General features: G+C 71.6%; 23 protein-coding genes and 2 tRNA genes. 9 read left to right on the top strand and 16 right to left on the bottom strand.

Going from position 1 to position 25320, the window contains the following annotated elements; genetic code table 11:
* The first annotated feature begins 45 nt into the window (after nucleotides 1-45).
* Complete coding sequence (locus OIB37_RS24435) at nucleotides 46-2418, top strand: ribonucleoside-diphosphate reductase subunit alpha (RefSeq protein WP_330459743.1); 2373 nt, start codon at nucleotides 46-48, stop codon at nucleotides 2416-2418.
* Nucleotides 2418-3431 carry a ribonucleotide-diphosphate reductase subunit beta gene (locus tag OIB37_RS24430; protein WP_330459742.1) on the top strand — a complete coding sequence of 338 codons (1014 nt, stop codon included), beginning with the start codon at nucleotides 2418-2420 and terminating at the stop codon, nucleotides 3429-3431. Before OIB37_RS24435 ends, OIB37_RS24430 begins: the two co-directional genes overlap by 1 nt.
* A 170-nt stretch (nucleotides 3432-3601) precedes the next feature.
* On the opposite strand, the gene OIB37_RS24425 is transcribed toward OIB37_RS24430, so the two are convergent.
* From OIB37_RS24425 to OIB37_RS24375, 11 genes are all read right to left on the bottom strand, one after another.
* Nucleotides 3602-4387 carry a hypothetical protein gene (locus OIB37_RS24425; RefSeq protein WP_330459741.1) on the bottom strand — a complete coding sequence of 262 codons (786 nt, stop codon included), beginning with the start codon at nucleotides 4385-4387 and terminating at the stop codon, nucleotides 3602-3604.
* Between the two features lie 159 nt (nucleotides 4388-4546).
* The gene (locus OIB37_RS24420; RefSeq protein WP_330459740.1) at nucleotides 4547-5917 is read right to left on the bottom strand and encodes a bifunctional albaflavenone monooxygenase/terpene synthase; all 1371 of its coding nucleotides are present in this window, start codon (nucleotides 5915-5917) and stop codon (nucleotides 4547-4549) included.
* Nucleotides 5914-6996, bottom strand: a complete 1083-nt coding sequence (cyc1, locus tag OIB37_RS24415; protein ID WP_330459739.1) for an epi-isozizaene synthase — start codon at nucleotides 6994-6996, stop codon at nucleotides 5914-5916. The genes OIB37_RS24420 and cyc1 overlap by 4 nt, the downstream gene beginning before the upstream one ends.
* A gap of 248 nt (nucleotides 6997-7244) precedes the next feature.
* On the bottom strand, nucleotides 7245-7895 hold the full coding sequence (gene def, locus OIB37_RS24410; protein ID WP_330459738.1) for a peptide deformylase: 651 nt from the start codon (nucleotides 7893-7895) through the stop codon (nucleotides 7245-7247).
* A gap of 295 nt (nucleotides 7896-8190) precedes the next feature.
* Nucleotides 8191-9171 (bottom strand): hypothetical protein, encoded by a 981-nt coding sequence (locus tag OIB37_RS24405; RefSeq protein WP_330461956.1) that lies wholly within the window; start codon nucleotides 9169-9171, stop codon nucleotides 8191-8193.
* Nucleotides 9172-9282: 111 nt separating this feature from the next.
* Entirely contained in the window at nucleotides 9283-10512 is a 1230-nt protein-coding gene (locus OIB37_RS24400; RefSeq protein WP_330461955.1) for an HD-GYP domain-containing protein, read from the bottom strand.
* A 41-nt stretch (nucleotides 10513-10553) separates the two neighbouring features.
* Entirely contained in the window at nucleotides 10554-11861 is a 1308-nt protein-coding gene (locus OIB37_RS24395; protein WP_330459737.1) for an HD-GYP domain-containing protein, read from the bottom strand.
* Between the two features lie 145 nt (nucleotides 11862-12006).
* Entirely contained in the window at nucleotides 12007-12309 is a 303-nt protein-coding gene (gene rsrA, locus OIB37_RS24390) for a mycothiol system anti-sigma-R factor (protein ID WP_330459736.1), read from the bottom strand.
* Nucleotides 12306-12989, bottom strand: coding sequence for an RNA polymerase sigma factor SigR (gene sigR / locus OIB37_RS24385; protein WP_330459735.1), 684 nt, complete (start codon nucleotides 12987-12989; stop codon nucleotides 12306-12308). Before sigR ends, rsrA begins: the two co-directional genes overlap by 4 nt.
* 257 nt (nucleotides 12990-13246) lie before the next feature.
* On the bottom strand, nucleotides 13247-13873 hold the full coding sequence (locus OIB37_RS24380; RefSeq protein WP_330459734.1) for an alpha/beta hydrolase family protein: 627 nt from the start codon (nucleotides 13871-13873) through the stop codon (nucleotides 13247-13249).
* A gap of 55 nt (nucleotides 13874-13928) precedes the next feature.
* Nucleotides 13929-14744 (bottom strand): SOS response-associated peptidase, encoded by an 816-nt coding sequence (locus OIB37_RS24375; protein ID WP_330459733.1) that lies wholly within the window; start codon nucleotides 14742-14744, stop codon nucleotides 13929-13931.
* A 50-nt stretch (nucleotides 14745-14794) separates the two neighbouring features.
* Here OIB37_RS24375 and OIB37_RS24370 point away from each other — a divergent pair, with 50 nt between their 5' ends.
* The 4 genes from OIB37_RS24370 to OIB37_RS24355 all read left to right on the top strand — a co-directional run bounded on the left by OIB37_RS24370 (nucleotide 14795) and on the right by OIB37_RS24355 (nucleotide 18537).
* Nucleotides 14795-15508 carry a M50 family metallopeptidase gene (locus OIB37_RS24370; protein WP_330459732.1) on the top strand — a complete coding sequence of 238 codons (714 nt, stop codon included), beginning with the start codon at nucleotides 14795-14797 and terminating at the stop codon, nucleotides 15506-15508.
* Nucleotides 15509-15764: 256 nt separating this feature from the next.
* A complete protein-coding gene (gene aroA / locus OIB37_RS24365; RefSeq protein WP_330459731.1) occupies nucleotides 15765-17096 on the top strand; it encodes a 3-phosphoshikimate 1-carboxyvinyltransferase in 1332 nt (443 codons plus the stop codon).
* A gap of 16 nt (nucleotides 17097-17112) precedes the next feature.
* Complete coding sequence (rsgA, locus tag OIB37_RS24360; RefSeq protein WP_330459730.1) at nucleotides 17113-18129, top strand: ribosome small subunit-dependent GTPase A; 1017 nt, start codon at nucleotides 17113-17115, stop codon at nucleotides 18127-18129.
* A gap of 84 nt (nucleotides 18130-18213) precedes the next feature.
* A complete protein-coding gene (locus tag OIB37_RS24355; RefSeq protein WP_330459729.1) occupies nucleotides 18214-18537 on the top strand; it encodes a DMT family transporter in 324 nt (107 codons plus the stop codon).
* Nucleotides 18538-18580: 43 nt separating this feature from the next.
* On the opposite strand, the gene OIB37_RS24350 is transcribed toward OIB37_RS24355, so the two are convergent.
* Nucleotides 18581-19189 carry a TetR/AcrR family transcriptional regulator gene (locus OIB37_RS24350; RefSeq protein WP_443058196.1) on the bottom strand — a complete coding sequence of 203 codons (609 nt, stop codon included), beginning with the start codon at nucleotides 19187-19189 and terminating at the stop codon, nucleotides 18581-18583.
* A 152-nt stretch (nucleotides 19190-19341) separates the two neighbouring features.
* Here OIB37_RS24350 and hisN point away from each other — a divergent pair, with 152 nt between their 5' ends.
* Nucleotides 19342-20142: a histidinol-phosphatase gene (hisN, locus tag OIB37_RS24345; RefSeq protein ID WP_330459727.1), complete on the top strand. Its 801-nt coding sequence runs from the start codon at nucleotides 19342-19344 to the stop codon at nucleotides 20140-20142.
* Between the two features lie 187 nt (nucleotides 20143-20329).
* Nucleotides 20330-20725: a CBS domain-containing protein gene (locus tag OIB37_RS24340; RefSeq protein WP_330459726.1), complete on the top strand. Its 396-nt coding sequence runs from the start codon at nucleotides 20330-20332 to the stop codon at nucleotides 20723-20725.
* A gap of 113 nt (nucleotides 20726-20838) precedes the next feature.
* Here OIB37_RS24340 and OIB37_RS24335 read toward each other — a convergent pair whose 3' ends face one another.
* Nucleotides 20839-22311 (bottom strand): catalase, encoded by a 1473-nt coding sequence (locus OIB37_RS24335; protein WP_330459725.1) that lies wholly within the window; start codon nucleotides 22309-22311, stop codon nucleotides 20839-20841.
* Nucleotides 22312-22446: 135 nt separating this feature from the next.
* Between OIB37_RS24335 and OIB37_RS24330 the strand changes: the two genes are divergently transcribed.
* Entirely contained in the window at nucleotides 22447-22863 is a 417-nt protein-coding gene (locus OIB37_RS24330) for a Fur family transcriptional regulator (protein ID WP_330459724.1), read from the top strand.
* A 213-nt stretch (nucleotides 22864-23076) separates the two neighbouring features.
* Here the strand turns inward: OIB37_RS24330 and OIB37_RS24325 are convergent.
* The 3 genes from OIB37_RS24325 to OIB37_RS24315 all read right to left on the bottom strand — a co-directional run bounded on the left by OIB37_RS24325 (nucleotide 23077) and on the right by OIB37_RS24315 (nucleotide 25308).
* Nucleotides 23077-23150, bottom strand: a tRNA-Met gene (locus OIB37_RS24325).
* Between the two features lie 68 nt (nucleotides 23151-23218).
* Nucleotides 23219-25030 carry a tetratricopeptide repeat protein gene (locus OIB37_RS24320; protein WP_330459723.1) on the bottom strand — a complete coding sequence of 604 codons (1812 nt, stop codon included), beginning with the start codon at nucleotides 25028-25030 and terminating at the stop codon, nucleotides 23219-23221.
* Between the two features lie 204 nt (nucleotides 25031-25234).
* Nucleotides 25235-25308 (bottom strand) — tRNA-Met (locus OIB37_RS24315).
* Nucleotides 25309-25320 lie beyond the last annotated feature (12 nt).

The following is a 25320-nucleotide window of genomic DNA, read 5'->3' as shown; positions in this document are numbered from 1 at the left end:
ATGCCCTCCGCCAGGCCCCCGTGCCGAGCGAGGGAGAGCCCCCACGTGACCATCGCGCCTGCCGATCCGGCTTCAGCCACCTTGGCGACCGAGGCCCCGGTGGAGACCGACGGTCCGGGTGCCGCGCTGCTGCGGACCCTGACCGAGCTGACCGCCGACCTCCCCGACGCCGACCCCGGCCGGGTCGCCGCCGCCGCGCTGCGCGGCCGCTCGGCCCGGGCCGACGAGGCGGAGCTGCGCGAACTGGCCACGGAGGCGGCCGCCGGCCTGATCTCCGAGGACCCCGCGTACTCGCGCCTGGCCGCCCGCCTGTTGACCCTCTCCATCCGCGCCGAGGCCGCCTCGCAGGGGGTGACCTCCTTCACGGAGTCCGTCGTGGTCGGGCACCGGGAAGGGCTCGTCGCCGACCGCACCGCCGAGTTCGTGCGGCTGCACGCCGAGCGGCTGGACGCGCTGATCGACACGGGCGCCGACGACCGCTTCGGCTACTTCGGCCTGCGCACGCTGCACAGCCGCTACCTGCTGCGCCACCCGATCACCCGGCACGTGATCGAGACCCCCCAGCACTTCATGCTGCGCGTCGCGTGCGGTCTGGCCGAGGACGACAGCGCCCGCTCCGTGGACGAGGTCACCGCGCTCTACGGCCTGATGAGCCGCCTGGACTACCTCCCGTCCTCCCCCACGCTCTTCAACTCCGGCACGCGGCATCCCCAGATGTCGTCCTGCTACCTGCTCGACTCCCCGCTGGACGAGCTGGACTCCATCTACGACCGCTACCACCAGGTGGCCCGCCTCTCCAAGCACGCCGGCGGCATCGGTCTGTCGTACTCCCGTATCCGCAGCCGCGGTTCGCTGATCCGCGGCACCAACGGGCACTCCAACGGCATCGTGCCGTTCCTGAAGACCCTCGACGCCTCGGTCGCCGCGGTGAACCAGGGCGGCCGGCGCAAGGGCGCGGCCGCGGTGTACCTGGAGACCTGGCACTCCGACATCGAGGAGTTCCTGGAGCTGCGCGACAACACCGGTGAGGACGCGCGCCGTACGCACAACCTGAACCTCGCGCACTGGATCCCGGACGAGTTCATGCGCCGGGTCAACGCCGACGAGCAGTGGTCGCTGTTCTCCCCGGCGGACGTGCCCGAGCTGGTCGACCTGTGGGGCGCGGAGTTCGACGCCGCCTACCGCAAGGCCGAGGCCGCGGGGCTCGCGAAGAAGGCCATGCCGGCCCGTGAGCTGTACGGCCGCATGATGCGCACCCTCGCGCAGACCGGCAACGGCTGGATGACCTTCAAGGACGCCGCCAACCGCACCGCCAACCAGACGGCCGAGCCGGGCAACGTCGTCCACTCCTCCAACCTCTGCACGGAGATCCTGGAGGTCACGGACGACGGCGAGACGGCGGTCTGCAACCTCGGTTCGGTGAACCTGGGCGCCTTCGTCGTCGACGGGGACATCGACTGGAAGCGGCTGGACGAGACGGTCCGCACCGCGGTGACCTTCCTCGACCGCGTCGTGGACATCAACTTCTACCCGACCGAGCAGGCGGGCCGCTCCAACGCCAAGTGGCGTCCGGTGGGCCTGGGTGCCATGGGTCTGCAGGACGTCTTCTTCAAGCTGCGTCTGCCCTTCGACTCCGCCGAGGCGAAGGCCCTGTCCTCGCGCATCGCCGAGCGCATCATGCTCGCCGCGTACGAGGCCTCCGCCGACCTGGCCGAGCGCAGCGGCCCGCTGCCGGCCTGGGAGAAGACCCGTACGGCCCGGGGTGTGCTGCACCCCGACCACTTCGACGTCGAGCTGAACTGGCCCGAGCGCTGGGCGGCCCTGCGGGAGCGGATCGCCTCGGTCGGCATGCGCAACTCCCTGCTGCTCGCCATCGCGCCGACGGCCACCATCGCGTCCATCGCGGGCGTGTACGAGTGCATCGAGCCGCAGGTGTCCAACCTGTTCAAGCGCGAGACGCTGTCCGGCGAGTTCCTCCAGGTCAACTCGTACCTGGTGCGCGAGCTCAAGGAGCTGGGCGTGTGGGACGCGCGCACCCGTGAGGCGCTGCGCGACGCCAGCGGCTCGGTGCAGGACTTCGTCTGGATCCCCGAGGACGTACGGCGGCTGTACCGCACGGCGTGGGAGATCCCGCAGCGCGGCCTGATCGACATGGCGGCGGCCCGTACCCCGTTCCTGGACCAGGCGCAGTCGCTGAACCTGTTCCTGGAGACGCCGACCATCGGCAAGCTCTCCTCGATGTACTCGTACGCCTGGAAGCAGGGCCTGAAGACGACGTACTACCTGCGCTCGCGCCCGGCGACCCGCATCGCCCGCGCCGCCAAGGCGCAGGCCACCATTCCCGTCCAGCAGGCCGCCGACCCCGACGCCGTCGCCTGCTCCCTTGAGAACCCCGAGTCCTGCGAGGCCTGCCAGTAATGTCCAGCCGTAACACCAACCTTCTCGACCCGGGCTTCGAGCTGACCCTGCGTCCCATGCGCTACCCGGACTTCTACGAGCGCTACCGGGACGCCATCAAGAACACCTGGACCGTGGAGGAGGTCGACCTCCACTCGGACGTGGCCGACCTCGCGAAGCTGTCCCCTGAGGAGCAGCACCTGATCGGCCGTCTGGTGGCCTTCTTCGCGACGGGCGACTCGATCGTCGCGAACAACCTGGTGCTGACGCTGTACAAGCACATCAACTCCCCCGAGGCGCGGCTCTACCTGAGCCGTCAGCTGTTCGAGGAGGCCGTGCACGTCCAGTTCTACCTGACGCTCCTGGACACCTACCTCCCCGATCCGGCGGACAGGGCGGCCGCCTTCGACGCGGTGGAGAACATCCCCTCCATCCGCGAGAAGGCCGGTTTCTGCTTCAAGTGGATCAACGAGGTCGAGAAGCTGGACCGTCTGGAGTCCAAGGCGGACCGCCGCCGCTTCCTGCTGAACCTGATCTGCTTCGCCGCGTGCATCGAGGGCCTGTTCTTCTACGGCGCCTTCGCGTACGTCTACTGGTTCCGCAGCCGTGGTCTGCTGCACGGCCTCGCCACGGGCACCAACTGGGTGTTCCGTGACGAGACGATGCACATGTCCTTCGCCTTCGACGTGGTCGACACCGTCCGCAAGGAGGAGCCGGAGCTGTTCGACGACCAGCTCCAGCAGGAGGTCACCGACATGCTGGCGGAGGCCGTCGAGGCCGAGCTGCAGTTCGCCCGTGACCTGTGCGGTGAGGGCCTGCCGGGCATGAACACGGAGTCCATGCGGCAGTACCTGGAGTGCGTCGCCGACCAGCGTCTGACGCGCCTGGGCTTCGCCCCGGTGTACGGCTCGGAGAACCCGTTCTCCTTCATGGAGCTGCAGGGTGTCCAGGAGCTGACGAACTTCTTCGAGCGCCGCGCGTCGGCGTACCAGGTCGCCGTGGAGGGCACGGTCGACCTGGACGAGGACTTCTGAGCCAGGGGGTGTCGTTTGGATCAGGCCGGATCAGGCCGCGGCGTCCGGTGCGGTGCCTCGCAAGGCGGAGGATCTGCCGCGTACCGGACGTACTCGGCTGATCCGACAACGCGGCGAGGTGCCGTGCCGGGCGTCGCGACCCGAGCTGATCCAAACGACACCCCCTAGGGCTACTTCAGCTTCACCGCGTCCCCGGCCGACACGATCCGCGAGGTCGTCGTCGTGCCAGGGAAGTACCAGCGCCAGCTGCCCGCCGACGTGGCGGTCACCTTGGTGCTCAGCTTTCCGTCGTCGCCCGTCGTCACGGTCTTGACCGTCTGGTAGTGGGCGGCGCCGGCCGCTCTGTACTGGAGCCTGACCTGCTGCCCGGTGAACCCGTGGTACTTCAGGTCCTCCCAGTTCGCCCGGGACAGCTTGCCCGTGACGGTGAGCCGGGCTCCCTTGGCGACCGGCTCGGGAGTCGCGTCGGTCGTGAGCTTCGCGGCGCGCTTCACCTTGAACTGGGCGATGCGGTCGGAGATCCAGTAGTCGCCGTCGTTCGCCTTGACGGTGGCGTTGACCTGCCAGACACCGGCGATCTTGTTGCTGTCGATGTCGTCGCTGTCCGGGATCCAGGCCGGGTCGACCTTCATCGTGGCCGTGCACACCGACGTGGTGGACGACTTCTTGGCGCACGACGACCCGGTCCAGTCGAAGAAGCCGTACCCGTTGGACGAGTTGAAGGCGCTGACGTGCGTCAGGCCCTTCACGCCCGAGTTGTCCTTGACGGTGATGGCGATCGGGAACGTCACGGTCTTCGTCGTGCCGACGACGACGTCGGTCCCGTTGTCGACCACGGTCTTGGTGACCCGGATGTCGCCCCGCCCCTCCGCGTGGGCCCCGGTCGCCGCCAGCAGTGTCAGAGCGGCGGCCCCACCCGCAAGGACCCAGGCTCTTCGGCCAGTTGTGCCTCTCATCTGTCCCTCCCTCTGTGATGTGAGAGGAGAGGGTACACAGCCCTCGGACGGTTCCACGCGGGAGGCGGCCGGTCGGCCGAACGCCTACCGGCGCGCGTTCCGGGGCCCTCGGGCCACCTGAGCGCGCGCCGGTATCAGGAGGTGTTCAGGAGGGGTTCCTCACCACTCCACGGGCTTCACCAGCAGCCGGTGCGGGCGCAGGGTGATGCCCACGCGGGTGGTGGCGTCGGACCCGCCGACCTGCTCGAAGCGGTACTTCGCCGAGACCGCGGCGACGATCAGGCTCAGCTGGGCCATGGAGAAGTGGTCGCTGGGGCACTTGCGGTTGCCGACGCTGAACGGGTTCATCGCGTACTTGGGCACCTCCTTGGCCCGCTCCGGCAGCCACCGGTCGGGGTCGAAGTCGAGGTGGCGGTCGTGGGAGCGGGCGTCGCGCTGGATGGCGTAGGGGCTGTAGATGATGTCCGCCCCGGCCGGGATGCGATAGCCGCCCAGCTCGCTGTCGGCCATCGCGCGCCGCGTCAGTATCCAGACGGCGGGCCTGAGGCGCATGGCCTCGACGACGACGTTGTTGGTGTGGGTGAGCCGGCGGACGTGCTCGAATGCGACCGGGCGGCCGCCGGTGACGGATTCGACCTCGGCGCGCACCTTCTCGGCGTGTTCGGGATGGTCCGCGAGGAGCTGGAGCAGCCACATGATCGTGGAGGCGATGGTTTCGCTGCCGGGGGTCAGTATCGCGACGACCTGATCGTGGATCTCCTGTTCTCCGATGGGGTCGCCATTGTCGTCCTTTGCCTCCAGCAAGGCCGTCAGCAAATCGTCCGGCTTTTGACCGGACGCCCTCCGCTCGGTGACGATCTCGTCGACCAGCAGATGCAAATCGGCCAGGGCCCGGTTGAATTCACGGTTGGCCGGAAACGGCAGCCGGTACAGCGGCCCGAGCGGGATCACCATACGCCGGTACATGCCGCGGAAGACGGTGGTGAGATCCATGCTCAGCCGTTCCGCCCGCTCGTCCATGTATTGGCCGCGCAGCAGACAGCGGGCGGCGATGCGCACGGCGGTCCGGAACGACTCGGAGGTGCAGTCGACGGTCTCGCCGGGCCGCCACCGCGTCGTGAGCGCGTGCGCCTCCTCCTCCATGACGGGGCCGTAGTCCGGAATGGCGTCCAGACGGAAAGCGGGCTGGATGGTGCGCCGCTGGCGGCGGTGCAGGGGGCCGTTGGCCGTCGCTACGCCCTCCTTGCCGAGCAGGCCTTCGAGGGACTCCCACAGCGGCCCCGCGATGTGGTAGTCCGGGCTGAGCGCGAGTGCGCCGGTGAGCTCCGGCGTGGTGACGGCGTACACCGTCTTGGGGCCCAGTTTGAGGCGTACGACGTCGCCGTGGTCGCGCAGCTGGGACATGAACGCGAGCGGGTCGCGCACGAGTTTGAGGCCGTGCCCGAGGCCCGGGACGGCGCCCCCGGCGAGGGGCGGTTCACGCAGCTCGGACGCCTCACGCGTCTCGGGCCGCACGGAGTCGACGGTCATTTCTCACCTGCCGCTTCGTTGTTGACGTACGGGGGTGTGGAGCGGTCGTCCCAGCTGTCGACCATGTACCTGCCGGACTCGTGGTGGAACCAGTAGACGGTGCTGAACCAGTTCCGCATATTGCCGACGCAGGCACGCACGGCCGCTCCGAGTTCCTTTCCGGAGACGGTTCCGTCGGCGAGTCGGTCGGCGAACCGCAGGGCCTCCCGCTCGGCTTCGAGGAATTCGCTGACGCATTCCTCGATGCGTCGCCTCAGTTCTTCCACCGCTTCTTCGAGCGTCATCCGCTCATGTGTGATGAGGCTGATGCCGAGATTGTGGACCTCGTCGCCCGCTATTTCCTTGGGCAATGAGCACAGGTCGTTGTACCAGGCGGCGAATTCCTGGCTCAGCAGGGCCGGACGGCGATAGGCGGGGTTTTTCCTCACGTCGTCCGGGAGTTCGAGGCCGGCGCTCGGCTCCAGCAGGTCCGTCCAGATCCAGTGGGCGAAGGTGAGCCGCCTGAGGGCCAGGTACTCCTCGACGCCGGGCACCCGTCCCTCGGTGCGGTTGCGGAACTCGCGGTCGTAGGCGTCGATCACCGTGTGGAAGTGCCGGGCAAACCGGTGGTTCCAGGTGGGCGGAAGGAACGCGTACAGCCGCAGCACGCTGTCGGCGAACCCTGCTACCAGGGGGTCCGGGTGGTGCAGGTGCTGCCCGGGTGAGTCGAGAGCCGTGTGCAGGTGGCGCCGCAGGCGCGCCCAGTCCTCGGTCCGGCCGTGGACGATGTCACGGTCGTGGCGGTCGTCCCAGACGAAGAACCACGCGCTGTAGTCCGCGATGGCCTGCAGGACGTCGTCGGGGGCGCCGACGTAGTACCCCGCCATGAGGTCCGTGTAGCGCAGGTCATCGGCGTATTCGTGCACCTTGTCCGCAGGCATGAGCCGTTTTTCCAGCAGCCACCGGCGGGTGTTCTCCTGGAGCTTGGGCCAATACGGGTGGAGTTGCCGGGGAAACACGTCCTCGATCACAGGGAGGGCGAGAGACGGCGGTACTGCCACCGTTGTCGACGATGTGGTGCCGTGTGCGAAAGCGTGCACGAGCAGTCCCCTCTCAGCCGCCAGGAGCGCACACCCCTCCGTGCCGTACCGGGCGTGCGCCGTTGCGTATCCCCGCACTGCCCATTCAGCACCACAACTGACCGTTGTGGGAACGGATTTGCTTCATTCACCACCCCAAGATGCCGGAAATCGTGTGGCGAACAAACGAACGACGCCCGGCCGGGGAAGGATCCCGGCCGGGCGTCGTGGCTGCTCTCGTGCGGTCGCCGGGGGTGCCGGCGGCCGTCTCAGTCGTTGGCGACCACGGGGTAGCGCGGCTCGTTCTCGGCCATCTGCCGCAGCGCGTCCTTGCGGTCGCGCTTGGACAGCCGGTCGATGTACAGGTAGCCGTACAGGTGGTCCGTCTCGTGCTGCAAACACCGTGCGAAGTAGCCGGTGCCGCGGACCTTGACCGGGTTGCCCTTCTCGTCCTGGCCGGTGACCTCGGCGTAGTCTGGACGCGCGAGCGTGGCGTACGCCGTCGGTACGGAGAGGCAGCCCTCGTTGCTGTCGTCCAGGCTGCGCCGCTCGGCGGGCAGGTCGACGAGCTTGGGGTTGCAGACCACACCGACGTGCCGGACGCCCTCGTCGTCCATGCAGTCGTAGACGAAGACCTTCCGGTCCACACCGATCTGGTTGGCGGCCAGGCCCACGCCCTCGGCGGTGCGCTGGCTGGCGAACATGTCCGCCACCAGCTGGTCCAGCTCCTCGCCGAACTCGGTGACGTCCTGGCACTCCTTGTGCAGGACCGGGTTGCCGACGACCGTGATCGGCCGCGAGGTCCCGCGCTCACGCCAGGCGTTCTCGCGCTCCTCGCAGTCCTGCGTGTCGACGACATAGCCCTCGTCGTCGACGGGGAGCACGCCCGTGTGCTGCTGATCGGTGTCCTGCTGAGCCATGACCGACGTACGCCTTCCTGCACTGAAACTCGGAGTGAATGCTGATACAGGGTACGTGGAGCGACCCCTCAGGGTCGCGGGAAAGCGAGGGCGACCCCTCAGGGTCGCGGGAAAGCGAGGGCGACCGTCCAGGGGCGCGGGAAAACAAGCGCAGCCATTCAGGGGCGCGGGGAACTGCGCGACCAGCCACACACGACCCGCACCCGACCGACGGCCTCGGCCCACCCAGTCACGGCCGACCCGCACCGCCCCTCGGCCTCAGCCCACCCCAGCCAAAGACGCCCCGCCGAATGCCTCAGCAGACCTCTTCGAGGTCCCGCCAGTCCCGCGAGTCCGGACTGTCGGCGACCCACCCGTCCAGCAACCCCCTCACCAGCGCAGCCGGCGCCGCCACCCCGCACTCCCGCTCCGGCACCCACAGCTGCCCGTCCGTCCGGTGTCCCAGCGGCCCCGGGTGTCCGGGCTCACTGTGATCATGTGGATCGAGGTGTACCCCCTCGCCCTCGTCGGACGGCATCCGTGACTCCGAGCACATCCGGCACAGCAGCCGTACCGAGGAGGACCAGTCCTCCGCGGCGAAGCCGGCGTCCGCGGCCAGCTGCTCCAGGGCGTCCCGGTCCGCCTCGGTGGCCGCCTCCAGCAGGACCACCCAGGTGGGGACGGGCGAGGGCGCCCACAGCTCGATCTCGTCGAAGACCGGGTAGGAGTGCCCGGCGGAGGTGGTGCGCTCGCCGTGCGGGACACCGTCGTGCAGGACGACCTCGCCCCAGCGCCGCCCGGACGAGGGAAGCGGGATGGACAGCACCTCGATGCGGGCCGGGTCCAGGCGGCGCCCCCACACCACCTCGGCCTCGCCCTCCGGGGAGAGCCGTACGGCCGCGCTGCCCAGCTCCATGCCGCGCGGCTCCTCGGCGACGGTGGTGCCGCCCGGCACCCGCAGCCCGTAGGCCTGCCAGGCGCGGCGGGCCAGCGGCCAGTCCTGGAGGGCGGTGGCGGCGATGCCGACGTTCCACCAGTCGGGCGCGCCGGTCTCCCGGTCGAGCAGGGCCACCGCGCGCAGTCCGGCGGCGCGGGCCTGTTCCCAGTCGTGCCGGAACTTGTGCAGCAGGGCGAGGTTGAACCAGGACTCCGACAGCCAGGGTTCCAGATCGGCGGCCCGCGTCAGCAGCTCGCCCGCGTCCTCGTAGCGTCCGTCGCCGATGAGCGTGAACGCGCGGTCCGTGGCCTGCCGCCAGGAGGCGGAGGGCCGGTGCCGTCCCTTGCCGAAGATCCTCACGATTCCCGCCTGCCAGTTCCAGTTCCGCTCAGTGGGCTGGCCGATGCCCCCGGACACTCTCTCCCTCGCATCCAACCACGTACGCCGGGAGGGCCGCTCATTACCCATGGGTTACCCAGCCATGGGCAGGGTAAGGCAGTCCCGGTTCAGTACCCGGGCGAGTGCCTCCACGACCTCGGGCGCGTAGTCCGCGGCGGTGGCGAGGCGCAGTTCCTCCAGTGCCCGCAGCGGTCCTTCGGGGCCGGCGTCGCGGGTCTTCTCCTCGTACGCGTTCACGGCCCGGACGATCCTGGCGGCGACCGGCTGCTCCCGGTAGGGGTCCGCCAGCCGCTCCACGACCACGGCGACCGTCCCGTCCACACCGGTCTGCCGTACGACGGCCCCGCCGAGCAGCGCGATGCGCCGCTGGTCCGCCGCGGGCAGGCCGGCGGTGGCCCCGGCCGGTACCGGATCGACCAGGCTGAGCTGGCCGATGTCGTGCATCAGGGCGGCGTACTCCAGGACGGTCAGCTCGGGCCCGGACAGGCCCAGGTCCCGGCCGACGGCCTTGCTGAGGGCGGCCACGCGGTGGGCGTGCCCGGAGGGGGTGCAGCCGGCGATCTCGGTGGCCCGGGCGAGGGAGGCGATGGTCTGCCGGTAGGTGGCGCGGACCGCCGCGTAACGGCGCAGGGACAGCTGGGTGAGGAGCAGGGGCAGGCAGAACACCGGCAGCGCCCACATCCCGGCGACGGCGACCGCGAGCGCCATCACCGCGCCGGTCGCGCACACGGCGGAGCCGATGCCGAGCAGTCCGCGCAGTTCGTCGCGCAGGAGCGGGCCGAAGGGCCAGCGGGTGCGGGAGTGGGCGAGGGCGGCGGCGAGTACGGCGTCGCACAGGGCGGTGAGGACGAGCAGGGCCAGGAGCAGCAGGGCGTACGCGGAACCGTCCCAGGGGGTGAAGACGCCCCGGTTGTAGAGGGGTTGGAAGCAGACGGCGGCGAATCCGACGGCGAGGACGCGCCGGGCCAGGTGGTCGAGGGTCGGGGTGCGGCCGCTCCAGATGTGCGGGACGCCGCCGAGCAGCGAGGCGGCGAGCACGACGGTGACGACCTGGGCGGCGTCGTGGTGGGTGGGCCGGCCCGCGTCAGCGCCGAGCAGCGCGTACGACAGCGCGCCGGCGGTGCCGAGCGGTGCGGCCTGCCGTACCCGGGCCTCGCTCCAGCGGCCCAGCTCGCCGACGGCGATGAGCACGCCGAAGGCGAGCGCCACGCCCCGGTCGTCGAGTCCGGTCCACAGGGTGACGGCGAGCGAGCCGGCCGCGGCGAGCGCCGCGGAGCCGTGGATGAGCCGCTGGGCGGTCATCGGCGGACCGGGGCGCCGGTGGACGGCCCGTCCCCGCACGCTCACCGGCGGGCCTCCGTCCGGCCGGCGGCGGGTGCCGGGGCGGGCACGCCGGGCGCCGGCTCGTCGGCGGTGACCGCCGGGTGCCAGCCGCAGCGGCGCAGGGCCCGGACGAGTGCCGTGACCATGCGGGGGTCGAACTGGGCGCCGGCGCACCGCTCCAGCTCGGTGAGGGCCACCTCGACGGGGCGGCCCCTGCTGTAGGAGCGGGTGGAGGTCATCGCGTCGAAGGCGTCGGCGACGGCGACCACGCGCGCGGACTCGGGAATCCGGTCGCCGGCCAGGCCGTAGGGGTAGCCGCTGCCGTCGAGCCGTTCGTGGTGGTGCAGGATCGCGGCGCGGGCCTCGCCGAGGAAGGAGATCCCGCGGACCATCTCGTGGCCGTACTCGGGGTGCAGCTCGATGATCCGCCGTTCCTCGGGGGTGAGGGGGCCGTCCTTGCGCAGCAGCCGGGTGGGGACGCCGAGTTTGCCGACGTCGTGCAGGATGCCGGCGAAGCGCAGCACCTCGACGCGTTCGTCGTCCATGCCGAGTTCGCGGGCGATCAGCACGGAGGCCCGTCCGACCCGCTCGCTGTGGCCGCGGGTGTAGCCGTCCTTGATGTCGACGGCCTGCACCAGCGCGCGGATGGTGGCCTGGTGGGCGGCGCGCTCACGGTGGTACTGCGCGAACACCCAGCCGGAGACGCCCATCGGCAGCAGGACGAGCAGGGCTGCGACGGGACCGTACGGGCTGCGCCACAGCACGGCCATCATCAGCCCGGCGAGTCCGTGGACGGCGACGGGCGCGAGGGAGCGGCAGAACAGGCCGCGCCAGGCCCGCCGCGCCGGCACCCCCACTGCCGTGGCGAGGATGCCGCCGTCGAGGAGCGTGAGCACCAGGCAGAACGCCAGCACGCCCGCTCCGGCGGGCACCAGGACGCGGGGGAAGTCGGCGGTGACGATGGCGTCGCGGCCGCCGAGCGCCCAGTGCACCTGGGCGGCGCCCCACGCGGCGAGGGAGGGCTGCGCCACCCGCCAGAGCCGCCGGAGCAGCACGGGCGGGTGCTCGACGAAAGTGAGCAGGGCCGCGGGCAGCGGGACGAGCGCGGCGGCGGGCGGGGGCAGCAGGAACGCCCCGGCGAGCAGGACGGGATAGAAGCCGGCGCCGAAACGGCGCCGTACGACGTACTCGCAGACGGCGTAGAGCGCGGCCAGGAGGGCCACGACCCACCACGGGGTGTGCGTGGCCGGCAGGCGCAGGACGCAGAGCGCGGCGAGCAGGGCGACCGCGGCCACATAACCCCGTGCCCTCGCCGGAACGGCCTCCATCACACCCCTCCCCCGACCATCCCCGTCCAGGCACGGAGCCTAGGGCGGCGATCGGGGGCGGGGGAGCTTATGACCCGAGGATTAGCACGTTCGGGTGACGGCTGGTGCTCAGCCCTCGTGGGCGGAGGCGGTCACGTGCTGGTGCTCAGCTCTCCTGGGCGGCGGCGGTCACGTCGTGCTCGGGGACGGTCTGTCCGGACCGGATCAGGTCGATCCGCCCCATGACCTTGGCACGGAGGTCGGCGGGCACGTCGTCATGGCCGCAGCACCGCTTGACCAGCTTCTTCACGGCCTGCTCCAGACCGTACTTCTCCAGGCACGGCGAGCATTCCTCGAAGTGGTGCTGGAACTTGTCGCGGTCGACGTCCGGCATCTCACTGTCAAGGAACTCGTACAGGTGGTCGAGGACCTCACTGCAGTCCGTCTCGTGCGGCTCTCCGCAGCTCATGAGCCCGAGCCTTTCGCTTCGTTCGACTCCCCGGCGCCGGCCGGGACCAGGCCCCGCTCACGGGCGTAGTCCTCCAGCATTCCGCGCAGCTGGCGGCGGCCCCGGTGCAGCCGGGACATCACCGTACCGATGGGTGTCCCCATGATGTCCGCGATCTCCTTGTACGCAAAGCCCTCTACGTCCGCGAGATAGACGGCGATGCGGAACTCCTCGGGGATCGCCTGCAGCGCGGCCTTCACGTCCGAGTCGGGCAGGTGGTCGAGCGCCTGCGACTCGGCGGAGCGCAGACCGGTCGACATGTGCGACTCGGCGCGGGCCAGCTGCCAGTCCTCGATCTCCTCGGCCGCGCTGCGCTGGGGTTCGCGCTGCTTCTTGCGGTACGAGTTGATGAACGTGTTGGTGAGGATGCGGTACAGCCATGCCTTGAGGTTGGTGCCCTCGCGGAACTGGTGGAAGGACGCGTACGCCTTGGCGTAGGTCTCCTGCACCAGGTCCTCGGCGTCGGCCGGGTTGCGCGTCATGCGCAGGCCCGCCGAGTACATCTGGTCGAGGTACTCGAGCGCGTCCCGCTCGAAGCGCGCGCTGCGCTCGGCGGACGACTCCGTGCCCGTGCCCCGGCCCTCGGGCTGCTCCGCCTGACCGTTGTCGGTCCCTGCGTCGGTACCGGTGACCGGACCCACCTCCTCAAGATCCCGGGTGGAACCGATACCGATCCCACTCGTTTCGGAGGATAGAACACGACCCGTACCCGCCGCCGCTCGAATAGGCGCGGCCTTGGGTGCGCGCAGCACCGTCCAGTCCAGGTCAGTGCGGCAGCTGCGGCTCGGGCAAGCGGTCGAACCCATGCGGCGGACTTCCTCTCCTACGACGGCGCGGTGCCGGCGCTCCAGCACTCCTGTCCGCCACAACAGTGGCCCGTCGCGCAACATTCCCCGGGTCAGCCGAGTGAGGCGACCCACCGCGCGACACCGTCGGTGAGGATCTCCAGCGCCTGTTCCTGGGTGATCGGGGCCCGCTTGGGCACGGCGAAGCCGTGATCGCCGTACGCCACCTCGACCAGGTCGTACGGCCCCTCGGGGAACTCCTCCGGCCTGCCGAAGGGATCGTTGCCGCCCTGCACGACCAGGGTGGGCACCCCGGTTCCGAGCAGTTCCGCCGCCCGGGACTTCTCCGGCCGGCCCGGGGGGTGCAGCGGGAAGCTCAGCGCGAGCACGGCACGGGCGCCCAGCTCGGCGGCGGTACGGCAGGCGACGCGGGCGCCGGCGCTGCGCCCCCCGGAGATCACCGGCAGCCCGGGCGCGGCCAGCGCCGGCCAGATCCCGCGCCAGCCGGTGTCCAGGGTCCTGGGCGCGGGCGCGACCTTCTTGCCCGCGACGCGCCAGGGCTGCTCCACCAGGGCGACGCTCACGCCGTGGGCGGGCAGGACGCGGGCGAGGGCCTGGAGGTCGCGCGCCTCGATGCCACCGCCCGCGCCGTGGCTCAGGGCCAGCACCCGTCGCGCCCGGTCCGCCTCGTGCCAGGTGACGCGGGCGGTCCCGGCGTCGGTCTCGATGGTCTCGATCACGGCAGAAGGGTAGATCCGGATCGGGTGCGGAGGCCGGACCGCCCGCAGGAGGGCGTCAGAAGAGTGTGCTCTCCTCCGGAGCCTCCAGCTCCTTCAGCAGCTCCGGGCCGTTGTTGCGGACGTTGCTGACGGCCGTGGAGACCGGGTAGGCGCGCATCAGGCCCTCGGGCGGCGGGACCAGCAGCCCGCGCAGGTCGTCCGGGTCCGTGCGGGCGGGGTCGAGCCAGGCGTCCCAGCGGTCCGGGGTGAGCATCAGCGGCATGCGGGGGTGGATCTCGGCGAGGGAGTGCGGGCCCTCGGCGGGGGCCACGGCCAGCGGGGTCCGCTCCGCCTCGGTGGTGATCACCGAGCAGGTCGCCCACCAGGCCCCCGGGTGGTCCTCGGGCAGGGTCCGGTCGCGCCAGAACTCGTACAGCCCGGCCATCGCGAAGACCGAGCCGTCGGCCGGGAGCACGAAGTACGGCTGCTTGCGCGGCCGCTTCTTCTTCCCCTCGACCTCCAGCTCCCGCTCCTGCGTGCCGGTGACCCACTCGTAGTAGCCGTCGGCGGGGATGACGCAGCGCCGGGCGGCGAAGGCGCGGCGGTAGGAGGGCTTCTCGTGCACGGTCTCGGCGCGGGCGTTGATCATCCGGGCGGCGCCCTCGGGCGTCTTGGCCCAGGAAGGCACCAGACCCCACTTCAGCTTGCGCAGCTGCCGAACCGGACGACGGTCTTCCGCGTCCTTCAGGGGACGGTCCAGAACGGCGTAGACCTCCTTGGTCGGCGCCACGTTGTAGTCCGGCGCGAGGGTCTCCTCGGGATCCCTCATCTCGACTTCAAAGACTCCTGCGAGATCCTCGGGCCTACGACTGGATGCATACCGTCCGCACATATGTGCCACAGTGCCAGATTCCGAACCACCTGAGGGAGCCGACGACCGAGATGGACAGCAGCACCGCCGCCGATCTGTGGGACCGGCTCACCGGCCTCCAGCCCGACCCCGACCTGTGGGTGGTCCTGGCCACGCTGGGCGCCGCGCTCGCCGTGGTGGCACCGCCCACGGTGTGGCGCATATCCCGCAACGCCGTGACGATCGCGCACGAGGGCGGCCACGGTCTGGTGGCCCTGCTCACCGGACGGCGGCTCACCGGCATCCGCCTGCACTCCGACACCAGCGGCCTCACCGTCAGCCGGGGCAAGCCGTACGGCCTGGGCATGATCCTCACCGCGGCCGCGGGCTACACCGCCCCCTCGCTGCTGGGCCTCGGCGGCGCCGCGCTGCTGGCCGCCGGCCGCATCACCGTGCTGCTGTGGGCGGCCACGGCCCTGCTGGCGGCGATGCTGGTGATGATCCGCAACGCCTACGGCGTCCTGACCGTGGTGCTGGCGGGCGGCGCCTTCCTGCTCGTTTCCTGGCTGGCGGGCCCCCAGGTGCAGGCGGCGTTCGCCTACGCGGTGGTGTGGTTCCTGCTCGTCGGCGGGGTGCGCCCGCCCTTCGAGCTCCAGGCCAAGCGGTCCCGGGGAAACGCGGGCGACTCGGACGCGGACCAGTTGTCCCGTCTGACGCACGTACCGGCGGGGCTGTGGCTGTTCCTGTTCCACGCGGTGTCGCTGTGCTCGCTGATCGGCGGGGGGCGCTGGCTGCTGGAGTCGTGAGCGGGCGGGCCGTGCCCGCCGGGCGGGCGGCGCGGACCGAGCGTGCCGGGCGGGCGGCGCGGCGCGGGCCTCGGCTGCCGGGCGGGCTCGTCCGGGCTGTGGCAGCCGGGCTCGCTGTGGTCACTGTGCGTGCCGGGCGTGCTGTGCGTGCCGTGCCGGTGCGCGGCTGCGGCCCCACGGCTCCGACGCCGCCGAGCGGCCCTCTGCCCGCACGTGCGGAAGGCCCCGTACCGGCCCCTCCTTATAGAGTGGGGCCATGCCCGAATCCCCCGCCCTCTGGCCCGCCCCGTACGCGACCGCGGCCGTCGACGCGACGGTCCACGTGCCCGGCTCCAAGTCGGTCACCAACCGTGCTCTCGTGCTGGCCGCCCTCGCCTCCGAGCCCGGCTGGCTGCGCCGCCCGCTGCGCTCCCGCGACACGCTGCTGATGGCGGGCGCGCTGCGCGCGATGGGTGTGGAGATCGAGGAGACCGTGTCGTCCAGCTCCTCCGTCGCGGGCGGCCCCGAGGGCGCCGGCGAGGCCTGGCGGGTGCTGCCGACGGGCCTGCGCGGTCCGGCCACGGTCGACGTCGGCAACGCCGGCACCGTGATGCGCTTCCTGCCGCCGGTGGCCGCGCTGGCCGACGGTCCGATCCGGTTCGACGGCGACCCGCGGTCGTACGAACGTCCCCTGCACGGTGTGATCGACGCGCTGCGCGTGCTCGGCGCCCGGATCGACGACGACGGCCGCGGCGCGCTGCCGCTGACCGTGCACGGCAGCGGGGCCCTGGACGGCGGAACGGTGTCGATCGACGCCTCCTCGTCCTCGCAGTTCGTCTCGGCGCTGCTGCTGTCCGCCCCGCGCTTCAACCAGGGCGTCGAGGTCCGGCACACGGGCGCGACCCTGCCCTCCATGCCGCACATCCGCATGACGGTGGACATGCTGCGCGCGGTCGGCGCCCAGGTGGACACCCCGGAGTCGGGCGGCGAGCCGAACGTGTGGCGGGTGACGCCGGGCGCGCTGCTCGGCCGCGACCTCACCATCGAGCCGGACCTGTCCAACGCGCAGCCGTTCCTGGCGGCCGCCCTGGTCACCGGTGGCAAGGTGCTGATCCCGGACTGGCCGGAGCGGACCACCCAGCCGGGTGACCGGCTGCGGGAGATCTTCACCGAGATGGGCGGTTCCTGCGAACTGACCGAGTTCGGGCTGGTGTTCACCGGCTCGGGCGCGATCCACGGCATCGACGTGGATCTGAGCGACGTCGGCGAGCTGACCCCCGGCATCGCGGCGGTCGCCGCGCTCGCCGACTCCCCCTCGACCCTGCGGGGCGTGGCCCATCTGCGGCTGCACGAGACGGACCGGCTGGCCGCGCTCACCAAGGAGATCAACGAGCTGGGCGGCGACGTCACCGAGACGGCCGACGGCCTGCACATCCGCCCGCGCGCGCTGCACGGCGGCGTCTTCCACACCTACGAGGACCACCGCATGGCGACGGCCGGCGCGGTCATCGGCCTCGCGGTCAAGGGCGTGCAGATCGAGAACGTGGGGACCACGGCGAAGACCCTGCCCGACTTCCCCGAGTTGTGGGCCGGAATGCTCGGGAACTGACGGGCGGACTGGAACCATGCGCCGCTACGGCAAGCACACCGACGAGGACGACATCCGGTCCCGTCCCAACCGCAAGGGCAACCGGCCGCGGACCCATATCCGGCCCAAGCACGAGGACGCGGCCGAGGGCCTGGTCCTCACCGTCGACCGGGGCCGGCTGACCTGCCTGGTCGACGACCGCACGGTGCTGGCGATGAAGGCCCGCGAGCTGGGCCGCAAGGCCGCCGTGGTCGGTGACCGGGTGGCGCTCGTCGGCGACCTCTCGGGCAAGAAGGACACGCTCGCGCGGATCGTGCGGATCGAGGAGCGGGCCTCGGTACTGCGTCGCACGGCCGACGACGACGACCCCTACGAGCGGGTCGTCGTGGCCAACGCCGACCAGCTCGCGATCGTCACCGCCCTCGCCGACCCCGAGCCGCGCCCGCGGCTGATCGACCGCTGCCTGGTCGCGGCCTTCGACGCCGGCCTGGAGCCGTTGCTGGTGATGACCAAGTCCGATCTGGCCTCACCGGACAAACTGCTGGAGCTGTACGGCCACCTGGACATCCCGTACGTGGTGACCAGCCGCGAGGAGCTGGAGAACGGGGGCGCGGCGGACCGGGTGCTGGAGCATCTGCGCGGCAAGGTCACCGCGTTCGTGGGGCACTCGGGTGTCGGCAAGACGACCCTGGTCAACGCGCTCGTACCGGAGGACCGGCGGCGTACGACGGGACACGTGAACGCGGTGACGGGCCGCGGCCGGCACACCACCACCTCGGCGCTCGCGCTGCCGCTGGGCGACGGGGAGGGGGATGGCTGGGTCATCGACACCCCGGGCGTCCGTTCCTTCGGGCTCGCGCACATCGACCCCTCCCGCGTGATCAACGCCTTCCCGGACCTGGTTCCGGGCACCGAGGGCTGTCCGCGCGCGTGCAGCCACGACGAGCAGGACTGCGCGCTGGACGCGTGGGTCGAGGCGGGCCACGCCGACCCGGCCCGGCTGTATTCCCTGCGTCGGCTGCTGGCCACCCGGGAGCGCCGGGAAGGCGACTGACCGTCGCGTGGTTTGCCGGGGTGCGAGTCAGGTAAGGGCATACTCGCACCGAGCCGGGATTCCGGACCTACGGGAGGACAGCGCATGGCGTGGCTGCTGGTCATCGTGGCCGGGGTTCTGGAGACCGGCTTCGCCGTGTGCCTGAAGCTCTCCCACGGATTCACCCGGCTGTGGCCGACCATCGCGTTCGCCTGCTTCGCGCTGGGCAGCTTCGGCCTGCTGACGCTGGCCCTGAAGAAGCTCGACGTGGGCCCGGCCTACGCCGTGTGGACGGGCATCGGCGCGGCGGGCACCGCGATCTACGGCATGGTCTTCCTCGACGACCTGGTGTCCACCCTGAAGATCGTCTCCATCACCCTGGTCATCGTCGGAGTCATCGGCCTCCAGCTCTCGGGCTCGTCCCACTAGGTCGTGTCCGCAAAGTAGCGGCGTCCGCCCGGAGGGCGGGCGGTCATATCCGTTGGTGTTGGAGTGCGTCGCGCACCAGGGCCGCCATGCCGCCCTCCCCCGGTGGCGCCGCGACGCAGGAGACGGCGAGGCGGACGACCAGCTCGCAGGAGACGGCCAGTCCGGCGGCGTCACCGGGGGCGGCGCCGGGGCCGGTCAGCGCGACGACGGCCCGGTCCCGCGCGATCCGCACGAAGTCGCCGGGTGACGGCAGTGGCCCGTCCGCCCGCCGCTGCGCCGGGACCACGGCGGAGGAGGACGGCACTCCGGAGAGGGCGGGCGCGGGCAGGCGCTCGCTCCAGCAGCCGGTGACCATGGCCCGTACCAGCGCGTTGTCGCGGGCGGCCGAGGCCATCCACTCGGCAGTGGCGGTGAGCCGGTCGCGCGCTTCGGTGTGCGCGGCCAGGGCCCGCTCCACCCCGGCGAGATACCCGTCGGCCTCCCGCCGCACCAGCGCCCGCGCCAGCCCGTCCTTGCTGCCGAACTCGTTGTACAGCGTCTGCCGGGACACCCCGGCCGCCGCGGCCACGTCCACCATCCGCACCGCGGACCACGGCAGGCGCGCGAGTGCCGTACGGGCGGCGTCCAGTAGCGATTCCCGGGCTGGGGGCATCATCGCCTCCCTGGGGTGAGCGACACTTCGCCCAGATTTGACGCGCACACATGCGGTGTCAAGGGTCCGCGCACGAACACCCCCCTTTGGGGTCCTCCGACGCCCGGGCCCCTTGTGGCCCCGTACCGGCCCCGGCAGATACGGTTCCTTACATGCCGGACTACCTTGACGACCTCCGCCTCGCCCACGTCCTCGCGGACGCGGCCGACGCCGCGACCATGGCCCGTTTCAAGGCCCTCGACCTCGAGGTCGAGACGAAGCCGGACATGACGCCGGTGAGTGAGGCGGACAAGGCGGCGGAGGAACTGATCCGCGGCCAGCTCCAGCGCGCCCGCCCGCGCGACGCTGTCCTGGGCGAGGAGTACGGCGTCGAGGGCACCGGCCCGCGCCGCTGGGTGATCGACCCGATCGACGGCACCAAGAACTACGTCCGCGGCGTCCCCGTCTGGGCGACCCTGATCGCCCTGACGGAGGCGGGCGAGGGCGGCTTCCAGCCCGTCGTCGGTCTCGTCTCCGCGCCCGCGCTCGGCCGCCGCTGGTGGGCCGCGAAGGGCCACGGCGCCTTCACCGGCCGCAGCCTGACCTCCGCGTCCCGTATGCACGTCTCCGGTGTCGGCAGGCTCGCGGACGCCTCCTTCGCGTACTCCTCGCTCTCCGGCTGGGAGGAGCAGGGCCGTCTGAACGGTTTCCTGGACCTGACCCGTGAGGTGTGGCGCACGCGCGCGTACGGCGACTTCTGGCCCTACATGCTGGTCGCCGAGGGCGCCGTGGACATCTGCGCGGAGCCGGAGCTGTCGCTGTGGGACATGGCGGCGACCGCGGTCGTCGTCACCGAGGCGGGCGGCACCTTCACCGGCCTCGACGGCCGGCCGGGCCCCCACAGCGGCAACGCGGCCGCGTCCAACGGCCTGCTGCACGACGAGTTGCTGGGGTATCTCAACCAGCGCGACTGAGTCGCCGGAGGCACCGCGCGCGCCCTCAACTGGCGTCGCGCGCCCTCTTGTTGACTCTCCCTTTACCTGTCACTCTGAGGCCTACCCCCGCTTGTGAACTTGTGCGGTGTCCACAGGTGCCCTGCCGCCCGGCAGGACGGCACCGGACGCGCACGTTCACGCATTCCCGAGGAGGTGGCCCCCTTCCATGCTCGTCCGTGACGCCATGAGCACGGTGATCCTCACCGTCGGCCCCGCCCACACCCTCCGCCAGGCAGCCGCCCTGATGTCCGCCCGTCGCGTCGGCGCCGCAGTGGTCCTGGACCCGGACGCCGGCGGCATCGGCATCCTCACCGAACGCGACATCCTCAACTCCGTGGGCCTCGGCCAGAACCCGGACACGGAGACCACGCACGGCCACACCACCACCGACGTCGTCTTCGCCGCCCCGACCTGGACCCTGGAGGAGGCGGCCCACGCCATGACCCACGGCGGCTTCCGTCACCTGGTCGTCCTCGACCGCGGCGAACCCGCCGGCATCGTCTCGGTCCGCGACATCATCCGCTGCTGGGTGCCGGCCCGGGAGCCGGCGGCGGCACTCTGAGCACACGGAACAGACGGAACACCCGGAACGCCCGACGCGGTACGCGGTGCACGGAAGCGGGCCGGGACCCCTGCCGCTCGGAGGGGCCCCGGCCCGCGGCCCGGTGGTGCGGCTCAGCCGCGCAGCGCCCGTACGGCCTCCTCCAGCCGCTTGCCGAAACCGGCGTCCGCGGCACGGAAGTTGCCGATCGCGCGCTCGGCGATGTCGTCGCGCGACACCTTGGCGATGAAGCCCGCCAGGTTGTCGATCAGACGGCTCCGCTCGTCCTCGGACATCAGGCGGTAGAGGTCGCCGGCCTGCGTGAAGTCGTCGTCCTCGGCGTGGACCGGGGCCGGGTGGCCTCCCGTGCCGCCGGTGAGGTCGGGGGCCGGCTGCCACAGCGGCCTGCCCGTCTGGTGCGGGCCGCCGAAGCTGTTCGGCTCGTAGTTCTTCGCGCCCTTGTGCCGGCCGTCGTACAGGAAGCCGTCACGGGAGTGGGTGCGCGCCTCGGTGGCGTGCGGACGGTTCACGTACAGCTGGTCGGCGTTGACGCCGACGCGGTAGCGGTGGGCGTCGCCGTACGCGAACAGGCGCCCCTGGAGCATCTTGTCCGGCGACGGGCCGATGCCCGGCACGAAGTGGGCGGGACTGAAGGCCGACTGCTCGACCTCGGCGAAGACGTTCTCCGGGTTGCGGTTGAGCTCCAGCCTGCCGATCTCGATCGGCGGGTAGTCCGCGTGCGGCCACACCTTGGTGAGGTCGAACGGGTTGAAGCGGTACGCCGCCGCGTCCGCCGCGGGCATGATCTGCACCTGCACGGTCCAGCTCGGGAACTCGCCGCGCTCGATGGCCTGGCGCAGGTCGCGCTGGTGGGAGTCGGGGTCCTCACCGGCGATCCGGTCGGCCTCGGCCTGGGTGAGGTTCCTGATCCCCTGGTCGGTCTTGAAGTGGTACTTGACCCAGAAGACCTCGCCGGCCTCGTTGTTCCACTGGTACGTGTGCGAGCCGTACCCGTTCATGTGGCGGTAGGAGGCGGGGATGCCCCGGTCGCCGAAGAGCCAGGTCACCTGGTGGGTGGACTCGGGAGACAGGCCCCAGAAGTCCCAGACGTTGTCCGCCTCCTGGCTGCCCGTGTACGGGTCGCGCTTCTGGGTGTGGATGAAGTCGGGGAACTTGATGGCGTCCTTGATGAAGAACACGGGGGTGTTGTTGCCGACGAGGTCGTAGTTGCCCTCCTCGGTGTAGAACTTCAGCGCCCAGCCGCGCGGGTCGCGCACCGCGTCCGCCGAGCCCAGGTTGCCCGCCACGGTCGAGAACCGCAGGAACGTCTCCGTCTGCTTGCCGACCTCGGAGAGGAAGGCCGCCCTGGTGTACGGCGTCACGTCGGCGGTCACCGTGAAGGTGCCGTAGGCGCCGGCGCCGCGGGCGTGCACCACGCGCTCGGGGATGCGCTCGCGGTTGAAGCGGGCCAGCTTCTCCAGCAGCAGCTGGTCCTGCACGAGCACCGGGCCGCCCACGCCCGCGGTCTCGCTGTTCTGGTTGTCGGCCACCGGAGCACCGGCCTCCGTGGTGAGCGGTCCCTGCGTCACGTGCGCCTCCTGCGTCATTGCCGACTAGCCCCGCTAGTCCTGATCCTTGGCCAAAGCCGAATCCGATCCTACATTGGACTCAATCCAAGTCAACTTGCCATCCAAAGTCACACTCGTTCGGAACCTGGCCCTCCTGCTGTTACGCTGGTAGCTATGAGCGACCTTTTGGAACGGCTGCGTGGACGCGGATGGCGGATGACCGCGCAGCGACGCGTCGTGGCCGAGGTTCTCGACGGTGAGCACGTCCACCTGACGGCCGACGAGGTGCACTCGCGCGCGGTGGTGAAGCTGCCGGAGATCTCCCGGGCGACCGTCTACAACACGCTGGGCGAGCTGGTCTCGCTCGGCGAGGTGCTCGAGGTCAGCACGGACAGGCGCGCCAAGCGGTACGACCCGAACGCGCACCGGCCGCACCACCACCTGGTCTGCGCCCGGTGCGGCGCGATCCGTGACGTGCACCCGACCGGCAACCCGCTCGCCGACCTGCCCGACGCGGAGCGCTTCGGCTTCACGGTCTCGGACGTCGAGGTGACCTACCGCGGCCTGTGCCCGGACTGCGCGGGCGCGTAGCGGGGCATCGCGCAGCGCGCATCGCGCAGCGCGCATCGGAGCGTGACAGAGGGGGCCCTGAGCCCCCTCTTTTGCTTTGCCCGCCCCTCCACCGCCCCGGAAGCGGCCGCCGCCGGAAGCGCCTCCCGGAACCAGCCACCTCCCGGAAGCGGCTGTTCCCGGAAACGGCTGAGGGCCGGAACCCATTTCTGGATTCCGGCCCTCGGCCTTCAGTAGCGGGGACAGGATTTGAACCTGCGACCTCTGGGTTATGAGCCCAGCGAGCTACCGAGCTGCTCCACCCCGCGTCGGTAAACACGACTCTACGTGAGGGAATCCGGCGAAAGCAAATCGCCTGGGGCCCACGTGAGCGCGGTCACGCCGAGAGCTCCTCGCGCAGCGCGTCGCGCAGCCTTCCGGCCCGTTCGGCGACCTCCGCGGGTCCGAGCCCGACCGCCCGGGCGGCCCACTTCTGCCCTTCGGTCAGCTCGCCGCGACGCGCGTAGACGAGGGCCAGCCGGAGCGCCGCCCGCCCGTGCCCCGCGTCGGCGGCCCGCGTCCACCACACCGCCGCCTCGGGCTCGCTCCCCTCGCGGGCCAGCAGCAGCCCCAGGTTGAACGCCCCGTTGCGCGAGCCGGCCTCCGCCGCCGTGCGGTACCACCGCGCGGCCTCGACCACGTCACCCCGGGCCGCCGCGAGCATGCCCACCCGCACCTGGGCGCGCCGGTGCCCCTGGGTGGCGGCGCGCTCGTACCACTCCTCGCACTCGGTCTTCTCGTGCACGCTCTCGCCCAGCTCGTGCGCGGGCTCCGGCGGCCTGCGCGCGTCCAGCACGGTGGCCAGCCGGTACGCCGCCTCCGAGCTGCCGCCGCCCGCCGCGCAGCGCAGATGCCGCTCGGCCTCCTGCTCGTCGCCCTCGCGCAGCCGGGCGATGCCGACCTGGAGCGCCGCCTCGGTGTGCCCGGCGGCGGCCGCGCGCTCGTACCAGCGCAGACCGATCCGGGTGTCCGCCAGGGTGCCCTTGCCGGCGTGCAGGATGCCGAGGTTGAACGCGGCGTCCACGCTGCCGGCCTCGGCGGCCTTGGAGAACCACGGCTCGGCACCGCTCGTGTCGCCGCCCTGGAGCAGCAGGATGGCCAGCGCGTTCGCCGCCTCCCGGTGCCCGGCGTACGCGGCGCGCCGGTACCACTGCTCGGCCTGCGCGGTCCTGCCCTGCTCGGCGCAGAGCAGCCCGAGGTTGTACGCCCCGTTGTCGTCGCCGGCGTCCAGCGCCGCCCGGTACCAGCGCTCCGCGGTCTGCGTCTCGCCGCGCTCGGCGTGCAGCGCGCCGAGCGCGTTGGCGGCGTTGCCGTCGCCGTCCTGGGCGGCACGCAGCCACCACACGGCGGCGCTCTCGGTGTCACCGGCGTCGCGCAGCAGGAAGCCGAGGGCGCAGGCGGCCCGCGGTTCGCCGTCCTTGGCGGAGATCAGGTACCAGCGTCCGGCCTCCTTCAGCTCGCCGCGCTTCTCCAGGATCGCGCCGAGGTGCAGCGCGGCCCGCTGGTGGCCCCGCGCGGCGGCCTGCCGGTACCACTGCTCGGCTTCCTCGACAGCGTTGTCGGGCCCGCTCCCGTCCTCGTGCGTGCCCTTGCGGTCGAGCGCGCGGGCCAGCCGGTAGGAGGCCTCGCGGTGCCCGCGTTCGGCGGCGGCTCGCATCCAGTGCTCGCCGGCGGCGTCCCCGCGGTGCTCCAGCAGGTCGGCGAGGGCGTAGGCGCCGAGGACGTGTCCCTGTTCGGCGGACTGGCGCAGCCAGTACTCGGCGGCGGGTTCGTCGCCGCGCTCGCGGTGGTGGCGGCCGAGCGCGTGTGCCGCGGCGGCGGAGCCGGCGACGGCGGCGATCCGCCACCAGCCGGCGGCCTCCTCGGGATAGCCGCGCTGGTGCAGCAGGACGCCCAGATTGTTGGCGGCGGCCCGGTCACCGGCCGCGGTGGCGGCTCTCAGGAGGGGTTCGGCACCGTCGAGGTCGCCGCGGCGCAGCAGTCTGGCGCCGAGGACGCTCGACGCCCCCGCGTCGCCGGTCTCGGCCGCGAACCGCAGTCGTACGTCCTCGGCGGCTTCCCCCGTCTCGTCGCGGGACGGGTCCTCGCCGGCAGGCTGCTCAAATCGCCCCGTCTCGAACAGAGTTGCCTTGTCCCCCATAACGTCCATCGTCGCACCACCTGCAACCTGGGTACACCCGGTGTACCGCAGCCCGTGAGGTCACTACAGCGTTTTGTCGACATGCCCACAGAGAGACAAGTCAAACACAGTTCCCCCAACTCCCCACGGCGGCGCGGCCGTCACTCCTCCCTGCACATGAGTTCGCACACCACGAAGGCCCGGATCCCTTAAGGATCCGGGCCTTCGATTGAGTAGCGGGGACAGGATTTGAACCTGCGACCTCTGGGTTATGAGCCCAGCGAGCTACCGAGCTGCTCCACCCCGCGCCGTTTGCTTTG

The organism is Streptomyces sp. NBC_00820 (assembly GCF_036347055.1).
Lineage (GTDB): Bacteria > Actinomycetota > Actinomycetes > Streptomycetales > Streptomycetaceae > Streptomyces.
The sequence above is the reverse complement of the archived record's forward strand: the minus strand, read 5'-3'. Positions and strand labels throughout refer to the sequence as shown.

Bases quoted from the DNA above. Each gene is read 5' to 3' on its own strand.
- def (WP_330459738.1), bottom strand. From the start codon at position 7,895: ATGGCTCAGCAGGACACCGATCAGCAGCACACGGGCGTGCTCCCCGTC.
- OIB37_RS24375 (WP_330459733.1), bottom strand. From the start codon at position 14,744: ATGTGCGGACGGTATGCATCCAGTCGTAGGCCCGAGGATCTCGCAGGA.
- aroA (WP_330459731.1), top strand. From the start codon at position 15,765: ATGCCCGAATCCCCCGCCCTCTGGCCCGCCCCGTACGCGACCGCGGCC.
- OIB37_RS24340 (WP_330459726.1), top strand. From the start codon at position 20,330: ATGCTCGTCCGTGACGCCATGAGCACGGTGATCCTCACCGTCGGCCCC.
- hisN (WP_330459727.1), top strand. From the start codon at position 19,342: ATGCCGGACTACCTTGACGACCTCCGCCTCGCCCACGTCCTCGCGGAC.
- OIB37_RS24335 (WP_330459725.1), bottom strand. From the start codon at position 22,311: ATGACGCAGGAGGCGCACGTGACGCAGGGACCGCTCACCACGGAGGCC.
- OIB37_RS24430 (WP_330459742.1), top strand. From the start codon at position 2,418: ATGTCCAGCCGTAACACCAACCTTCTCGACCCGGGCTTCGAGCTGACC.
- OIB37_RS24395 (WP_330459737.1), bottom strand. From the start codon at position 11,861: ATGGAGGCCGTTCCGGCGAGGGCACGGGGTTATGTGGCCGCGGTCGCC.
- OIB37_RS24425 (WP_330459741.1), bottom strand. From the start codon at position 4,387: ATGAGAGGCACAACTGGCCGAAGAGCCTGGGTCCTTGCGGGTGGGGCC.
- OIB37_RS24330 (WP_330459724.1), top strand. From the start codon at position 22,447: ATGAGCGACCTTTTGGAACGGCTGCGTGGACGCGGATGGCGGATGACC.
- rsrA (WP_330459736.1), bottom strand. From the start codon at position 12,309: ATGAGCTGCGGAGAGCCGCACGAGACGGACTGCAGTGAGGTCCTCGAC.
- OIB37_RS24420 (WP_330459740.1), bottom strand. From the start codon at position 5,917: ATGACCGTCGACTCCGTGCGGCCCGAGACGCGTGAGGCGTCCGAGCTG.
- rsgA (WP_330459730.1), top strand. From the start codon at position 17,113: ATGCGCCGCTACGGCAAGCACACCGACGAGGACGACATCCGGTCCCGT.
- OIB37_RS24400 (WP_330461955.1), bottom strand. From the start codon at position 10,512: ATGACCGCCCAGCGGCTCATCCACGGCTCCGCGGCGCTCGCCGCGGCC.
- OIB37_RS24355 (WP_330459729.1), top strand. From the start codon at position 18,214: ATGGCGTGGCTGCTGGTCATCGTGGCCGGGGTTCTGGAGACCGGCTTC.
- OIB37_RS24320 (WP_330459723.1), bottom strand. From the start codon at position 25,030: ATGGACGTTATGGGGGACAAGGCAACTCTGTTCGAGACGGGGCGATTT.
- OIB37_RS24370 (WP_330459732.1), top strand. From the start codon at position 14,795: ATGGACAGCAGCACCGCCGCCGATCTGTGGGACCGGCTCACCGGCCTC.
- OIB37_RS24350 (WP_443058196.1), bottom strand. From the start codon at position 19,189: ATGCCCCCAGCCCGGGAATCGCTACTGGACGCCGCCCGTACGGCACTC.